The sequence below is a fragment of the Kocuria sp. CPCC 205261 genome (genome assembly GCF_040981025.1).
Taxonomy (GTDB): Bacteria; Actinomycetota; Actinomycetes; order Actinomycetales; family Micrococcaceae; genus Kocuria; species Kocuria marina.
This window is the reverse complement of the sequence record NZ_JAVKPU010000001.1, coordinates 473,054-486,355: the sequence shown is the minus strand read 5'-3', so window position 1 is coordinate 486,355 and position 13,302 is coordinate 473,054. Positions and strand designations below refer to the sequence as shown.

At 70.8% G+C, this 13,302-nt stretch carries 12 protein-coding genes and 3 pseudogenes; 11 read left to right on the top strand and 4 right to left on the bottom strand.

The annotated features are described in order from the left end of the window. Positions 1 to 79: 79 nt before the first annotated feature. Positions 80 to 535: a type II 3-dehydroquinate dehydratase gene (gene aroQ / locus RF646_RS02255; protein WP_064846707.1), complete on the bottom strand. Its 456-nt coding sequence runs from the start codon at positions 533 to 535 to the stop codon at positions 80 to 82. A gap of 184 nt (positions 536 to 719) precedes the next feature. Then, complete coding sequence (gene acs / locus RF646_RS02250) at positions 720 to 2,672, bottom strand: acetate--CoA ligase (RefSeq protein WP_144997318.1); 1,953 nt, start codon at positions 2,670 to 2,672, stop codon at positions 720 to 722. A gap of 180 nt (positions 2,673 to 2,852) precedes the next feature. On the opposite strand from acs, the gene nth reads away from it, so the two are divergent. Both nth and RF646_RS02240 read left to right on the top strand, forming a co-directional pair. Beyond that, complete coding sequence (gene nth / locus RF646_RS02245) at positions 2,853 to 3,716, top strand: endonuclease III (protein WP_144932606.1); 864 nt, start codon at positions 2,853 to 2,855, stop codon at positions 3,714 to 3,716. Between the two features lie 11 nt (positions 3,717 to 3,727). Further along, entirely contained in the window at positions 3,728 to 4,510 is a 783-nt protein-coding gene (locus RF646_RS02240) for a CoA pyrophosphatase (RefSeq protein ID WP_206069181.1), read from the top strand. Positions 4,511 to 4,636: 126 nt separating this feature from the next. On the opposite strand, the gene RF646_RS02235 is transcribed toward RF646_RS02240, so the two are convergent. After that, positions 4,637 to 6,397: a bifunctional 3'-5' exonuclease/DNA polymerase gene (locus RF646_RS02235; protein ID WP_368835085.1), complete on the bottom strand. Its 1,761-nt coding sequence runs from the start codon at positions 6,395 to 6,397 to the stop codon at positions 4,637 to 4,639. Between the two features lie 386 nt (positions 6,398 to 6,783). On the opposite strand from RF646_RS02235, the pseudogene RF646_RS02230 reads away from it, so the two are divergent. The 6 genes and pseudogenes from RF646_RS02230 to RF646_RS02205 form a co-directional block, all read left to right on the top strand. After that, positions 6,784 to 7,194, top strand: a pseudogene (locus RF646_RS02230) (transketolase C-terminal domain-containing protein); the annotation flags it as partial. Continuing rightward, positions 7,193 to 7,336, top strand: a pseudogene (locus tag RF646_RS02225) (biotin/lipoyl-containing protein); the annotation flags it as partial. The pseudogenes RF646_RS02230 and RF646_RS02225, both read left to right, overlap by 2 nt. Before the next feature lie 430 nt (positions 7,337 to 7,766). After that, positions 7,767 to 7,844: pseudogene (locus RF646_RS02220) on the top strand (E3 binding domain-containing protein); the annotation flags it as partial. Positions 7,845 to 7,865: 21 nt separating this feature from the next. Continuing rightward, a complete protein-coding gene (locus RF646_RS02215) occupies positions 7,866 to 8,168 on the top strand; it encodes a 2-oxo acid dehydrogenase subunit E2 (RefSeq protein ID WP_368835178.1) in 303 nt (100 codons plus the stop codon). Further along, positions 8,074 to 8,313 (top strand): 2-oxo acid dehydrogenase subunit E2, encoded by a 240-nt coding sequence (locus RF646_RS02210; RefSeq protein ID WP_368835084.1) that lies wholly within the window; start codon positions 8,074 to 8,076, stop codon positions 8,311 to 8,313. Before RF646_RS02215 ends, RF646_RS02210 begins: the two co-directional genes overlap by 95 nt. Next, complete coding sequence (locus tag RF646_RS02205) at positions 8,310 to 9,008, top strand: peptidyl-tRNA hydrolase (RefSeq protein WP_368835083.1); 699 nt, start codon at positions 8,310 to 8,312, stop codon at positions 9,006 to 9,008. The genes RF646_RS02210 and RF646_RS02205 overlap by 4 nt, the downstream gene beginning before the upstream one ends. Before the next feature lie 94 nt (positions 9,009 to 9,102). Here the strand turns inward: RF646_RS02205 and RF646_RS02200 are convergent, their stop codons facing one another. Continuing rightward, a complete protein-coding gene (locus tag RF646_RS02200) occupies positions 9,103 to 9,627 on the bottom strand; it encodes a hypothetical protein (protein ID WP_368835082.1) in 525 nt (174 codons plus the stop codon). A 436-nt stretch (positions 9,628 to 10,063) separates the two neighbouring features. On the opposite strand from RF646_RS02200, the gene ssd reads away from it, so the two are divergent. From ssd to RF646_RS02185, 3 genes are read left to right on the top strand one after another with little or no spacing between them, the layout of a single operon-like run. Beyond that, positions 10,064 to 11,068, top strand: coding sequence for a septum site-determining protein Ssd (gene ssd / locus RF646_RS02195; RefSeq protein WP_368835081.1), 1,005 nt, complete (start codon positions 10,064 to 10,066; stop codon positions 11,066 to 11,068). Continuing rightward, positions 11,065 to 12,351, top strand: coding sequence for a TadA family conjugal transfer-associated ATPase (locus RF646_RS02190; protein WP_368835080.1), 1,287 nt, complete (start codon positions 11,065 to 11,067; stop codon positions 12,349 to 12,351). The genes ssd and RF646_RS02190 overlap by 4 nt, the downstream gene beginning before the upstream one ends. After that, the gene (locus tag RF646_RS02185) at positions 12,348 to 13,133 is read left to right on the top strand and encodes a type II secretion system F family protein (RefSeq protein ID WP_312795614.1); all 786 of its coding nucleotides are present in this window, start codon (positions 12,348 to 12,350) and stop codon (positions 13,131 to 13,133) included. Before RF646_RS02190 ends, RF646_RS02185 begins: the two co-directional genes overlap by 4 nt. The last annotated feature ends 169 nt before the right edge of the window (positions 13,134 to 13,302 follow it).

Sequence of the window (13,302 nt, the reverse complement as noted above, 5' to 3'; positions counted from 1 at the left end):
ACCTGGTGGAAGGACTCGTCGATGTGCCTGTACACCAGGGGCACACCGGACCGTGGATCTGCTGCGGTCAGGGTGCGTCCTAACTCTCGATGTTCTTACCCAGTTCGTTGGCGATCACCTGCACACCCAGTTCGTACCCCAGGACACCGGCACCGGCGATCACGGCCGTGGCCTGCGGTGACACGAAGGACGTGTGCCGGAAGGCCTCCCGGCGGTGCACGTTGGAGATGTGCACCTCCACGATCGGCATCTCGCACATCTCCAGGGCGTCGTGCAGGGCCACGGAGTAGTGGGTCAGCGCCGCGGGATTGATCACGATCCCGCACGCCTCGGTGCGCGCCCGCTGGATCCAGTCCACGAGCTGCCCCTCATAGTTGGACTGCTCGAACACCACGTCCAGCCCGTACGACTGCGCGCGGACGCGCACATTGCGTTCGACGTCCGCAAGGGTCGTGTGCCCGTAGATCTCGGGCTTGCGGGTGCCCAGGGTGTTGAGATTGGGCCCATTCAGGACGTGGATCGGCAGCTCACTCATGGCTCCATTCAACAACACGGTCACGTGGAGCGACACGGCACCTCCGAACAAGGCGGCGCCGACCAACAGTGCGGCACCGACGAACAGTGCGGCGTCGTCGAACACCCTGACAACACCGGACGACGCCGCCACGATGACCTCTTCACGCGAGGCACCGCAGCGGCGTCGTCCGCCGGGGCCGGGGTTACTTCTGGCCGAGCGAGTCCACGATCTGCTGCATGACCGTCTGGTCCGCGAGCGTGGAGACGTCACCCACGGGACGGTCCTCGGCGACGTCCTTGAGCAGACGGCGCATGATCTTGCCCGAGCGGGTCTTGGGCAGCTCGGGGACGATCAACACCTTCTTGGGCTTGGCGATCGGGGAGATCTCCCGGCCCACGTGCGCGCGGATCTCCTCGGCGAGCTCGGCGGCGTCCCGGTTCTCGGCGGTGGCCTGGTCCGAGAGGATCACGAAGGCGAAAACCGCCTGGCCCGTGGTCTCGTCCTGGGCGCCCACCACGGCGGCCTCGGCCACGGACGGGTGGGAGACCAGCGCGGACTCGATCTCGGGGGTGGACAGGCGGTGGCCGGAGACGTTCATGACGTCGTCCACGCGACCCAGGATCCAGACGTCCGCGTCCGCGTCCCGCTTGGCACCGTCGCCGGCGAAGTACTTGTCACCGAACTGGCCCCAGTAGGTGTTGACGAAACGGTCGTCGTCCCCCCAGATGGTGCGCAGCATGGACGGCCACGGCTTGCGGACCACCAGGAAACCGTCGGTCTCGTTGGGCAGGGAGTTGCCGGCGTCGTCCACGACGTCCACCGCGATTCCCGGCAGCGGGACCTGCGCGGAACCGGGCTTGGCGTGGGTGACCCCGGGCAGCGGGGAGATCATGATCGCGCCGGTCTCGGTCTGCCACCACGTGTCCACGATGGGGCAGCGCTCGCCGCCGATCACACGGTGGAACCAGGTCCAGGCCTCGGGGTTGATGGCCTCGCCCACGGTGCCCAGCAAGCGCAGCGAGCTGAGGTCCCACTCGCCGGGGATCTCCTCGCCCCACTTCATCATGGTGCGGATGGCGGTGGGGGACGTGTAGAGGATGCTCACGCCGTACTTCTGCACGATCTCCCAGAACCGGCCGCGGTGCGGGGAGTCCGGGGTGCCCTCGTAGATCACCTGGGTGGCGCCGTTCACGAGCGGCCCGTAAGTGATGTAGGTGTGGCCCGTGACCCATCCGACGTCCGCGGTACACCAGTAGACGTCCGTCTCCGGCTTGAGGTCGAACACGTTCTTGTGGGTGAATGCCGCCTGGGTGAGGTAGCCGCCGGTGGTGTGCAGGATGCCCTTGGGCTTGCCGGTGGTGCCGGAGGTGTAGAGGATGAACAGCGGATCCTCGGCGTTCTGCTCCGAGGGCGTGTGCTCGGTGGAGGCGTTCTCGGTGACCTCGTGCCACCACACGTCACGGCCGTCCTGGAACGCGACGTCCTCGCCGTTGCGCTTGACCACCACCACGTGTTGGACGGAGCTCCCGCCCTTCTCCAGGGCGGCGTCCACGGCGGGCTTGAGCGTAGTGGGCTTGCCGCGGCGGTAGGAGCCGTCCGCGGTGACCACGAGCTTGGCCTCGCCGTCCTCGATGCGCGAGCGCAGGGCGTCCGCGGAGAAGCCGCCGAAGACCACCGAGTGGATCGCTCCGATGCGCGCGCACGCGAGCATGGTGACCACGGCCTCCGCGATCATGGGCAGGTACACGGCCACGCGGTCGCCCTTGCCCACGCCGAGCGCCTCGAACGCGTTCGCGGCCTTGGAGACCTCGTCCTTGAGCTGCGCGTACGTGTAGGACGCACTGTCCCCGGGCTCGCCCTCGAAGTACAGGGCCACGCGGTCCCCGTTGCCGGCCTCCACGTGGCGGTCCACGGCGTTGTACGCGGCGTTCAGGGTGCCGTCCTGGAACCACTTGGCGAACGGCGGGTTGGACCAGTCCAATACCTCGGTGAACGGGGTGGACCACGTCAGCAGCTCGCGGGCCTGGTCCGCCCAGAACTCCTCACCCTGCTCCTCGGCTCGCGTGTACAGCTCCGCGGTGGCGTTGGCCTGGGAGGCGAACTCCTCGCTGGGTGCGTAGGTCTTCGACTGGGATGCTGCGGATTCCGGGGACATGGTGCTCCTTACCTGGGCCGTCTCGTGCCGCTCGCGGGCACGTGGTGCAGTTCACATTCTCGTTCTCCAGCGTAGTCGAGGTTCCCGCCCGTGCTCGATCCATGGCGGCCGGTGTCGCGCGCACCGTCACGGCGGCCGCGCGGTTTGACCCCCGCCACGGCGGCCACCATGATCGAGGACATGGACTCCCCGGCCGCCGCTGCCCACGTGCGCTTCGTGCCCCCGCGCCAGGCCGAGCAGGCGGCCGCGCGGCGTCGTCGTACCGGGGGCGAAACGCGGTTGGCAACGACGCGGCGCGCGCGGCGGATCCAGCGCGAGCTCGCGCGCAGCTATCCGTACGCCGTGGCGGAATTGGATTTCGACGACGCGTGGCAGCTGCTCGTGGCCACGGTGCTCTCCGCGCAGACCACCGACGTGCGCGTCAACTCGGTGACGCCGGGGCTGTTCGCCGCATACCCCGGGCCTTGGGAGCTGGCCGAGGCGCCGGCCGAGGACGTCGAGCAACGGGTGCGCTCGCTCGGGTTCTACCGGTCCAAGGCGCGTTCCATTCAGGGGCTGGCCACGCGGATCGTGGACGAGTACGACGGCCGCGTCCCGGGTACGCTCGCCGAGCTCGTGACCCTGCCCGGCGTGGGGCGCAAGACCGCGAACGTGGTGCTCGGCAATGCGTTCGGGGTCCCCGGGATCACGGTGGACACGCATTTCGGCAGGCTCGCGCGCCGCTTCGGCTGGACCGACCAGGAGGACCCCGTCAAGGTCGAGACGGACGTGGCCGCCCTGTTCCCGCCCGCGGTGTGGACCGAGCTGTCCCACGAACTGATCTACCACGGGCGGCGGATGTGCCACGCGCGCAAACCGGCGTGTGGAGTGTGTCCGGTCGCGGATCTGTGCCCCTCCTACGGCACGGGCCCCACCGATCCACTGGCCGCCCGGAAACTGTTGGCCTACGAACTCGCCCCGGGTCGCGAGGAGCTGCTCGCGGGCTTCCTGGCCGGGCGCACGCGCCGCGAACTGCGCGCCGACGGACACACCCTCGGCGCGTGAAAGGACTTCGCATGACCCCCTCCGACCCTCACGGTGCCGACCCCCGTGATCAGCTCGTGGAGCTCGCCCGGCACGGTGATTCCGTGATCATGCACGACCGCGAACCGTGGCGGATCGGCGAGCTGGACGAGAACCACCGGCACTCCGCGGTGCTCATCCTCTTCGGCGCGCTGGACGCCGTGCCCTCGCACTACGCCGAGCACACGGACGGGCCGGGACGTGACCTGGACGTGCTGCTCGTCCAGCGCGCCGCGACCCTGCGTGCCCACCCCGGCCAGGTCGCCTTCCCGGGCGGGCGCCTCGATCCGCCCGACGGCGAACCCGGCACCTTCCTGGACGTGCCCGGCGGGCGCGTGAGCGCACCCCATATCCGGGCGGCACTGCGGGAGGCCCACGAGGAGACCGGGGTGGACCCGGACGGCGTGGAGGTCCTCGGTGCACTGCACCCCGTGCCGCTGCCCGTGAGCAACCACCTGGTTACGCCGGTGATCGGCTGGTGGCGCAGTCCGTCCCCCGTGGACGTGGTGGACCACGCCGAGTCCTCCCTGGTGTTCCGGGTGCCGGTGCTGGACCTGATCAACCCCGCCCACCGGTACTACGCGACCGTGACCCGCGGGCAGCACACCTACGAGTCCCCGGCGTTCGACGTGCGCGTGGCGGGCGTGGCCGAGCCCATCACCGTGTGGGGGTTCACCGGCGTCATCATCGACCGCGTGCTCGACTGGCTCGGCTGGTCCGTGGAGTGGGACCGCTCGATCAAGCGCCCCGCGCCGAGGTTCGGGCCGAAGGCGTAACCCTTTCAGCGCCGTTCACCCTCGGTCCCCGTCGAGGCGCATGGTGCGGACGGTCCGCGAGGTCACCAGCAGGACGCTATTCAGGAGCGGGACGTCTCAGCGTAATGCCGGTGCGCGCAGCCGCGGTCACTTCGCATCCGCGTACGACGTCACTACCGTCGTGGCCACCGGGACCGCCACGGGTACCCTGCCGAACACCGTGATCACCGCTTGTTCGGCCGCCTGCGTCACGAGGTCCCGCACCCGGGGCGCATGCTGCTCGGCACAGTGGACCATGACCTCGTCGTGCAGAAAGAACACGAGCTGTGCGTCCAGGCCGGCGTCGTGCAGACCCTGTCGGATGTGTCCCAACCACGCGAGCGCCCACTCGGCGGCCGAGCCCTGGACCACGAAGTTCCGGGAGAACCGGCCGTGACCGCGCGCAGCCTGGGTGGCCCGGCGCTCGCCGGCCTGGGTGGCCGTGGCGCGCTGCACCTCAAACCATTCCGCCCCGGGAACGGGTGACCAGCGGCCCAGGTAGGTGCAGACCTGGTGCCCCAGCTCGCCCACGCGCGCGGCGTGTTCCACGTAACCCACGGCGCGCGGGAACATCCGGGCCAGGTGAGGCATGAACCGCCCGCCGGCCCCGGACGTCGCACCGTACATCGCGCCCAGCAGCGCGAGCTTCGCGTGCGCCCGCTCCTTTAGTTCCGAACCGCGTGCCTCGCCCTGCAGTGCGATGGACTCGTAGAGGTCACGGTCGCGGGACGCCTCGGCCAGAGCGTCGTCGCGCGCGAGGATGGCCAGCACGCGCGGCTCGAGCTGGGCGGCGTCGGCCACGACGAGCGCGCGGCCGGGATCCGCGCGCACGGCGCCGCGGATGTACTTGGGGATCTGCAGCGCACCGCCGCCGCGCGCGGCCCATCGTCCGGTCACGACGCCGCCCACGACGTACTCGGGGTGGAAGCGCTCCTCCCGCACCCATGTGTCCAACCAGTGCCACCCGGTCGCGGAGAAGATCCGGGAGAGTTTCTTGTACTCGAGCACCGGTTCCACGATGGCCACGCGCTGCTCCTGCGGCCGGCCGTTGACGAGGGCCCAGTCCTGCAGTTTCCACGCGCGCGTGGTGTCCACGTCCACCCCGGCGTTGCGCAGGGCCTTGAGCAGCTCCACGGGGGAGTCCGGGTTGAGGGTGGGGGCGTCGAGCACGTCACGTACCTGCCGGGCGAGTTCTTGCATGCGCGCGGGCCGCTCCTCACCGACCGGACGGGGGCCGAGCAGCTCCTCGAGGATCTCCTCGTGGGCCCGGGGGCTCCAGGGGACGCCGTGGTGGCGCATGTCCGCGGCCACCAACGCGCCCTGGGACTCGAGGGCCAGCAGGCGTTCGATCCGCCGGGGATAGCGCGCGGTCTCGCACGCCCGGTTCTGCGCGGCAAGCTCCGCGATCAACTCGTCCGTTCCGGGCCCGCGCTGCTCGACGACGGCGAACAGCGACCCCTGGCTGCTCGGTTCGGCCGGGGCGCGCGGACCGGGCACGCGGCGCGGGTCCGCGGGTTCGATCACGGGACGGTAGTCGAGTGGGCGGGGTTCGTCCGAGGTCGGATCGGGCGCGCCGGATCCGGGGGCGGTCGCAGCCGTGGCAAGGATCGTGGCGCACAGTCCCAGGTCCCGGCAGCGGGTCACCCACACGCCCGCGGCGAGCAGCAGTGCGGCGGGGACGGAGGTCTCGAGCCACGTCCACACGGGAGGCACCACGCCCGCGGCACGTGCCGCGTTCTCGCGCCGGGCGACCTCGAAGGCGAGGCCCTCGTCCGTGACGGTGTGCGGCTCCCCGGCGGGCTTGCCGTTCGCGGAGACCAGCCGCAACACCCAGGACCCGGGCTCTGCGGCGGCCACCACGATGTGCATGCTCCCAGTATGGGGCGTGGATCGGGTACGCCCGGGCCCCTTGGCGGAGCCGCGCGGGATAGGCGTAGCGACCTGCATCACAGAGACCTCATGACAATTGAATACGCGTCACTTCGAGGAGCGACATGAACGTTCACAACGAGGTGATGGATCCGGAACGAACGGGACTGGGTGAACCTCATCCCGTGCAGATGATCAGTCCCAGCGGCGAGCGTCTGTCCCCGAACGGATACGAGCTCGATACCCTCGAGATGACCGACCTGATGACCATGTACCGATCCATGGTCCTGTTACGCAGATTCGACCAGGAGGCCACGGCTCTCCAGCGCCAGGGCGAGCTGGGACCGCGGCCCAGGCACCCCGGGGCCGAGAACACCACCACGACCCTGGCCGCTGCCATCAACCGGGGACTGCGCAAGGCCCTCGAGGACGATCCCAGGGTCGTGCTGTTCGGGGAGGACATCGGCGCGCTGGGCGGGGTCTTCCGCATCACGGACGGGCTGCAGAAGGACTTCGGTGACCAGCGGGTCATCGATGCTCCCCTCGTGGAAGCGGGCATCGTGGTGACCTCCGTGCGCAAGACGGGTCGTCTCGTGATCGTCCATGAAGCGCCCACGAGTTTCGGTGTGGGCGCTGAGATCGCCGCGCGGGTCGGGGAGAAATGCTTCTACGACCTCGAGGCACCCGTGATCCGCGTGGGCGGGTTCCACACCCCGTACCCGGCGTCGCGTTCCGAGCACCACGACTTGCCCGACGTGGACAGAATCCTCGACGGGATCGACCGGGCTCTCGAGTATGCAGGAGAAGATCATGAATACAGCCCAGTTCAAGCTCCCCGACGTCGGCGAGGGCCTCACGGACGCGGACATCCTGACCTGGAAGGTCGCCGCCGGTGACGCCGTGAAGGTCAACCAGGTGATCGTGAAGATCGAGACCGCCAAGTCGGTCGTGGAACTGCCGTGTTCCACCGCGGGATCGGTGGCGGCGCTGCTCGCCCCGAGGGAGCCACGGTGGAGGTGGGGACGCCCATCATCGACATCGTGGCCGAGGACGCCGCGGCGGACGGGAACACCGGTGCACCCGTTGCCCCGGCCGGTTCTGCACGGGAGTCCGGCCCCCAGACCGGCGCGCAACCCGCGGCCGATGCCGAGGGTTCCGGCGCCACCCTGGTCGGGTGCGGGGCACGGGAGGACACGAAGCGTCGCGGGCGACTCGGGCGACGTCGTGCCCTTGCGGAGCAGCGGGCGGCCGAGCCGGCGGGGCCAGCACCTTCCGGTCCTATGGGTCTCCACGAGAACGTGGGTGCCCCGCAGCGTCTTGAACCCTCGGTGCCGCCCCCCCCGGGGACACCCGTGCCCGTGCCACACCGCCCGTGCGCAAGCGGGCCAAGGACGCCGGAGTGGATCTCGCCGCGCTGACCGGAACGGGTCCGGCCGGCGAGGTCACCCGCAGGGACCTCGCGCAGCACCTGGTAGGCACCGGTGGTCTCCCGGAGGTCGCGCCGACGACGTCGCCCGGCGTCCCGGAGGGCGACGAGACGTGGACCATCCCGTTGAAGGGCATCCGCAGGGCCACGGCGCAGGCGATGGTGGCTTCTGCGTTCACCGCGCCGCACGTCACCGAGTTCCTGGACGTGGACGTCACGCGCACCATGGAGCTCGTGGCGCGCAGCCGCGGTGCGCCCGGGTCACCCCCCCCTGGCCGTGCTCTCGCGCGCTACGTGCTGGGCCCTGCACCGGACTCCGGAGCTCAACGCCTCGCTGCAGGGTGAGCAGATCACGGTCTGCCGCCGCGTGCACCTGGGGATCGCCACGGCCACGGACCGCGGTCTCATGGTCCCCGTGGTCCCGGACACGCACGCGCTGTCCGTGGGCGAGCTCGCGCTGCGGATCCGCGTGGGAGACTCGGGGCCATGAGTGCTGAGCCGACTGAGACCCACGACGTCTCCTGGGCCATGCAACTGGTGGTGTACCGGGATCGTGGGCGCCCCGCACGGGAGGTGGACGTCGCGGAAGCGGCGGCGCGCGCCGTCGTGATGCTGCTGGGCGACGAACGCAGCGCCCCGGGTGGGCCATGGCACGAGGCCGTGCGGACGTGGCGGGACGTGCAGATCCGCAAACTTGTGCGGCGCGCGGACGGCAAGCGCTGGGAGGACGTGCAGGCGTTACCCGGGGTCACGGTGGCGCAGAAGGCGCCGACTACGGCAGCGGACGAGCACGGCACCGCGGCCGTGAGGGCGTTCGTGCCCGCACCCGTGCAGCCCCTGCCCAAGCAACTGCACAAGCTGCAGGTGTCCGGCACGCAATTCCCGGCCGTCGGGGCCTCGGCCACGCAGAATGCCGTGGTCACCGTGGAGGTGGCCCCGGGACTCGGGATCTCGAGCGGCAAGCTCGCGGCGCAGTGTGGGCACGCCGCGCAGCTCGCGTGGGAGGCCATGCCCGAAGCAGTGCGGGAACGTTGGCGCGTGGACGACTACCGGGTGCGCGTGGAGTTCCCCTCGCGGGAGGAGTGGGGCGGGGCCGAGAGGCCGGTCACAGTCACGGACGCGGGGTTGACCGAGCTGGACGGCCCCACCGACACCACCCGGGCGTGGTGGATGGAACCCGCCTGAGCGGCGGCTCAGCTGAGAGCCGGGCCTCATGGGGCATGCACCGCGCCCGGTCGGGCGGTGCTCAGGTCACGCTCGTGTGCGTGCGCTCGGCCTCCTATGCCACGCCGCGGAACAGCACGGACAGGTTTGTCTCGCTCCCGGCCAGGCCCCACAGTTCCAGTGGCATCCGAGGACGCGAGGTCGCCACGATCTGCGACGCGGTCTCCGAGACGGGTCGCAAGACGAATCGGACGCGCGCGCCCCACGACGAGAACGTGATTCCCACCGAGATCCGCCCGCCCTGCGCATCGAGTTCGCGCAAGCCCAGTTCCGCGTGCTGGGCGCAGGCACGCTCGACCAGTCTCGGAAGTTCGGAGACGGGCACCGGTACCGTGAGTTGCCCTTGGCTGCGGGCACCGCATGAGGTGATGATGTAGTCCTCGCCCCGCTCGGTCTGCGGGCGCAGAGCCAAGAACCCGGGGATGATGATGACGGCCAGGAGAAGCAGAGCCACCACTATGATGCTGACCCGGCCCCAGTGGAACACCCAGAGCAGCAGGGCGAGCACCAGCAGGCAATAGAGCACATTCAGGATCAGCGCCGCGACGGCCGATGTTCGTGTCACAGGGTTGAGGTCCATCAGCTCATGGTGGTGCTTCCCCGGACAACTGTGCACGACCGGTGACCGTTCCGTAATACTCGGCGAGCACGCACGACGGGGGAACCCTCCGTCCCCGCGGCGGGCGATCTGCACAGCACCCGGCACGCCGCGGCGGGTGCCCGCAACGCTGCACAGTGCGGGCCAGCGGGCGCGGAACGTGGGTGTCACCGGCCAGGTTGGTGCCATGAACACCGCATCCATCACGGCTCCCGTCGACCCTCCGGGCGCCTCGCGTCGAGCCCGCCGCGCGGCCAGTCGGTCTTACGCAGCCTTTGACAGTGGCGATGGCGATCAGGGGTGTGGTCCGCTCCCTGCCGGGCCGGTCCCCGCGGATCGCGAGTCCCCGATCGCGGCGCGCTCGCGGGCCAGCGCAGCGGGGGGACGTGCACCGAGGGGAAGCACGGCGACGGGCAGCGTGCAGTTGCTCAGCACCACCCCTGACCTCGTGGAGGCCGTTGAGGCCGTGTGTATCGGCGCCGGGGTTGCGCTCAGGGTGACGGACGACGGTGCGGGGGCGCGAGCGGCGCCGTCAGACGTCGTGCTTGTGGATGCCGCCTGGGCCGGGGACGTCGTACCCCGCGGGGCGGTGGTCGTGGCGCTCACCGAACACGCCGACGCGTGGGACACCGCGGTGAGGTTCGGGGCGTCCGCCGTGGTGGTGTTACCGCACGCGGCCGCGTGGCTCGCGGACATGATCTCCCGCTCGTCCGATTCCGAACTGCCACGCACGACCGGGCGGGTGTACGGCGTCGTCGGCGCTACCGGGGGAGTGGGCGCGTCCACGGTGGCGTGCTGGCTCGCGGGGCACTTCGCGGCCCGGGGGGTGGACACCGCGCTCGTGGACGGTGACCCCCTGGGCGCGGGCCTCGATCTCGCGCTGGGGGAGGAAACCACCGACGGGCTGCGGTGGCCCGAGCTCAATCAGTTCTCGGGCACCGTGGCGGCCGATCAACTGTGGGCGGCCATGCCGCGCCTGGATGCCCTGCGGTACCTCTCATGGGATCGCCACGCGAGCCTAGCGCACACCGTTCCGATGGCCACAGTGATCGCCGCGCTGCGTGGCGCCGCTGCGGTCCAGGTGGTGGATCTGTGCCGCTCGGACCTCGAACGGCAAGCGCGCTGGTGCGATGCCGTGCTGGTCCTGGCTTCCCGCACCGTGCGCGGGATCCTGGCCGCGGAACACACGGTGCGGCGTTGCGCACCCGTTCCCGTGGTGAGTGCGGTGTGCGGGGTCAACGTCGCGGACGTGGATCCCCCGGTCGTGGCCGAGGCCACCGGCGTGCCGTGCGTCGCGGCCGTTGCGTTCGACGCTCGCGTGCCCCAGCACCTCGACGACGGCACCGTCCTACGTCGCGGCCGGCACACCCGCCACGCGAAGACCGTGGCGCAGATCGCCCGGGCATTGGAGGAGCTGTCATGACGGTCTCATGCACGGTATCCCACGATCACGACGCCGCCCGGCCCGGTCCGCGCGACGCGTCGGGGTCGGAAGTAGTCGACCACACCGCAACCCGGTCCGGCCCGTGCGTCACGCCAGGGCCGGAAGCTGCCGCGCACGACGCCGCGTTCGTGGACCAGGTGCGCGAACGCCTCCTGGCCGAGGGCGGTCCGGTCACCGACACCAGGATCGCCAAGGCCGTGCGGGAGACGGGCCGGGTGCTCGGGGCCGTCGGCTCCGTCCGAGCCGTGCAGCACGTCAAGGCGCAATTGACCGGGCTCGGGCCGTTGGAGCCACTACTGCCGGCGACCGGACTGAGCGACGTCTACGTCAACGGCCACGAGAACGTCTTCGTGGAGACCCACGACGGGGTCCAGCGTGTCACGAGCCCGTTCACGTCCGAGGCGCACGTGCGTGCGCTCGCGGTGCGGCTCGTGACCGCGGCCGGGCGAAGGCTGGACGACGGCCACCCGTGCGTGGACGTGCAGACCGCCACCGGGCTACGGGTGCATGCCGTGATCCCGCCAGTGTCCACGTCGGGGACACTGCTGTCCATCCGTTTCCGGGCCCGGCAGCGGCTGTCGCTCGCGGATCTGGTGCACTCCGGGACCGTGCACCCGTTCCTCGCGGACGTCCTCACGGATGCCGTGGCCGCACGGGCGAATCTCATGATCAGCGGCGCCACCGGTTCCGGAAAGACCACCGTGCTGTCCGCGCTACTGTCCCAGTGCGCGCCGGGACAGCGCCTCGTGCTCGTGGAGGACGCCGCGGAGCTGAACCCCGATCATCCCCACGTGGTCGGCATGCAGTCCCGGCAGGAGAACGTGGAGGGGGCCGGTTCCGTGGACCTCACGGACCTGGTCCGGCAAGCGTTGCGGATGCGCCCGGATTGGCTCGTGGTGGGGGAATGCCGTGGCGCGGAGGTCCGCGAGTTGCTGACCGCCCTGAACACGGGGCACTCCGGTGCGGGAACCGTGCACGCGAACTCCGCGCGGGCGGTTCCGGCCCGGCTCGCCGCCCTGGGGTCCCTCGCGGGACTCAGCCGTAGCGCCGTGGATTTGCAGGCTGCCAACGCGCTGGACCTCGTGGCCCACGTGAGCCGCACCCCCGCCGGACGCAGGCTGGATTCCCTGTGCACTCTCCACCTCGAGGACGGTGTGCTGAGCACCCGGCCCGCTCTGACCGTGGAGTCCGGGCATCCGGTTGAGGGGCCCGGGTGGCCACAGCTGGCACGGCTGCTGGCCCGAGGGCGTGACGCATCATGATGCTCGCGTTTCTCCTCTTCGTCCTCACCGCGGCCGCGTTGCTCGTCTGGAGCAGTGGCGGCGCGCGCGGGGGCAGCCTCGCAGTACCCGCACACCGCTCGGGTGATGACGACGCCGACGGCGGTGCCGAGCGTTCGGTGGGCCCGGGCGTGTTCGCACGGTGGCGTCGTCGTGATCGTGCCGCGGAAGCGATGCAATGGGTGACCGTGGTGCGCCGACTGGCCGCGCTGCTGCAAGCGGGGCGGGCACCCGCCCGGGTGTTCGGCGAACTGCCCGCGGTCTCCACGGGCTCGGGACCCACGGGGCGGTGGATCGCCCGGATGTGCGGGGACGTCCACGCCGCCGCCCAGGTCGGGATCCCGGTGTCCGCCAGTCTGACGCGCTTCGCGAGTGCTCCCGTGCCCGTGGGTGATCGCGCCCTCGCAGCCACCGCGCGGTCCGTGTGCGCCCAGCTCGCCGCGTGCTGGGAGATCTCGGAGCGTTCCGGGGCGCCCCTGGGACGCACGCTCTCGGGCGTGGCGGAGTCCCTAGAATCGCAGCTGGACGCGCAGGCCGCCCGGGACAGTGCCCTGGCAGGACCGCGGGTTACGGTGCGGACGCTGTCGTGGCTGCCCGTGCTCGCGCTGGGGCTCGGTGTGCTCATGGGCACGGATCCGATCACCACGCTGCTGACCACGTGGTGGGGTCGGCTCGCGCTCGCGGCGGGTGCCGCCCTCAGCATCGCCGGGCGATTGTGGACCCGGGCCCTGATGCATCGCGCCGAAGTGGAGAGCGCGTCATGATCGGGGCGCTGATGGCGGGTGTTCTCGCGGGATGCGGTGTGCTTGTGTGGCTTTCTCCCGGCTCGCGGCTGCGAATCCCCCGCGGACGACGACGTTCCCCGCGTGAGCTCGGGTCGTCCCGTTCGGGGTTGAATGGTGGGTTTCTTCGTCCTGGCTCAAGGGCCACGTC

Bases quoted from the DNA above. Each gene is read 5' to 3' on its own strand.
- RF646_RS02200 (WP_368835082.1), bottom strand. From the start codon at position 9,627: ATGGACCTCAACCCTGTGACACGAACATCGGCCGTCGCGGCGCTGATC.
- aroQ (WP_064846707.1), bottom strand. From the start codon at position 535: ATGAGTGAGCTGCCGATCCACGTCCTGAATGGGCCCAATCTCAACACC.
- RF646_RS02190 (WP_368835080.1), top strand. From the start codon at position 11,065: ATGACGGTCTCATGCACGGTATCCCACGATCACGACGCCGCCCGGCCC.
- RF646_RS02205 (WP_368835083.1), top strand. From the start codon at position 8,310: ATGAGTGCTGAGCCGACTGAGACCCACGACGTCTCCTGGGCCATGCAA.
- nth (WP_144932606.1), top strand. From the start codon at position 2,853: ATGGACTCCCCGGCCGCCGCTGCCCACGTGCGCTTCGTGCCCCCGCGC.
- RF646_RS02185 (WP_312795614.1), top strand. From the start codon at position 12,348: ATGATGCTCGCGTTTCTCCTCTTCGTCCTCACCGCGGCCGCGTTGCTC.
- acs (WP_144997318.1), bottom strand. From the start codon at position 2,672: ATGTCCCCGGAATCCGCAGCATCCCAGTCGAAGACCTACGCACCCAGC.
- RF646_RS02240 (WP_206069181.1), top strand. From the start codon at position 3,728: ATGACCCCCTCCGACCCTCACGGTGCCGACCCCCGTGATCAGCTCGTG.
- RF646_RS02235 (WP_368835085.1), bottom strand. From the start codon at position 6,397: ATGCACATCGTGGTGGCCGCCGCAGAGCCCGGGTCCTGGGTGTTGCGG.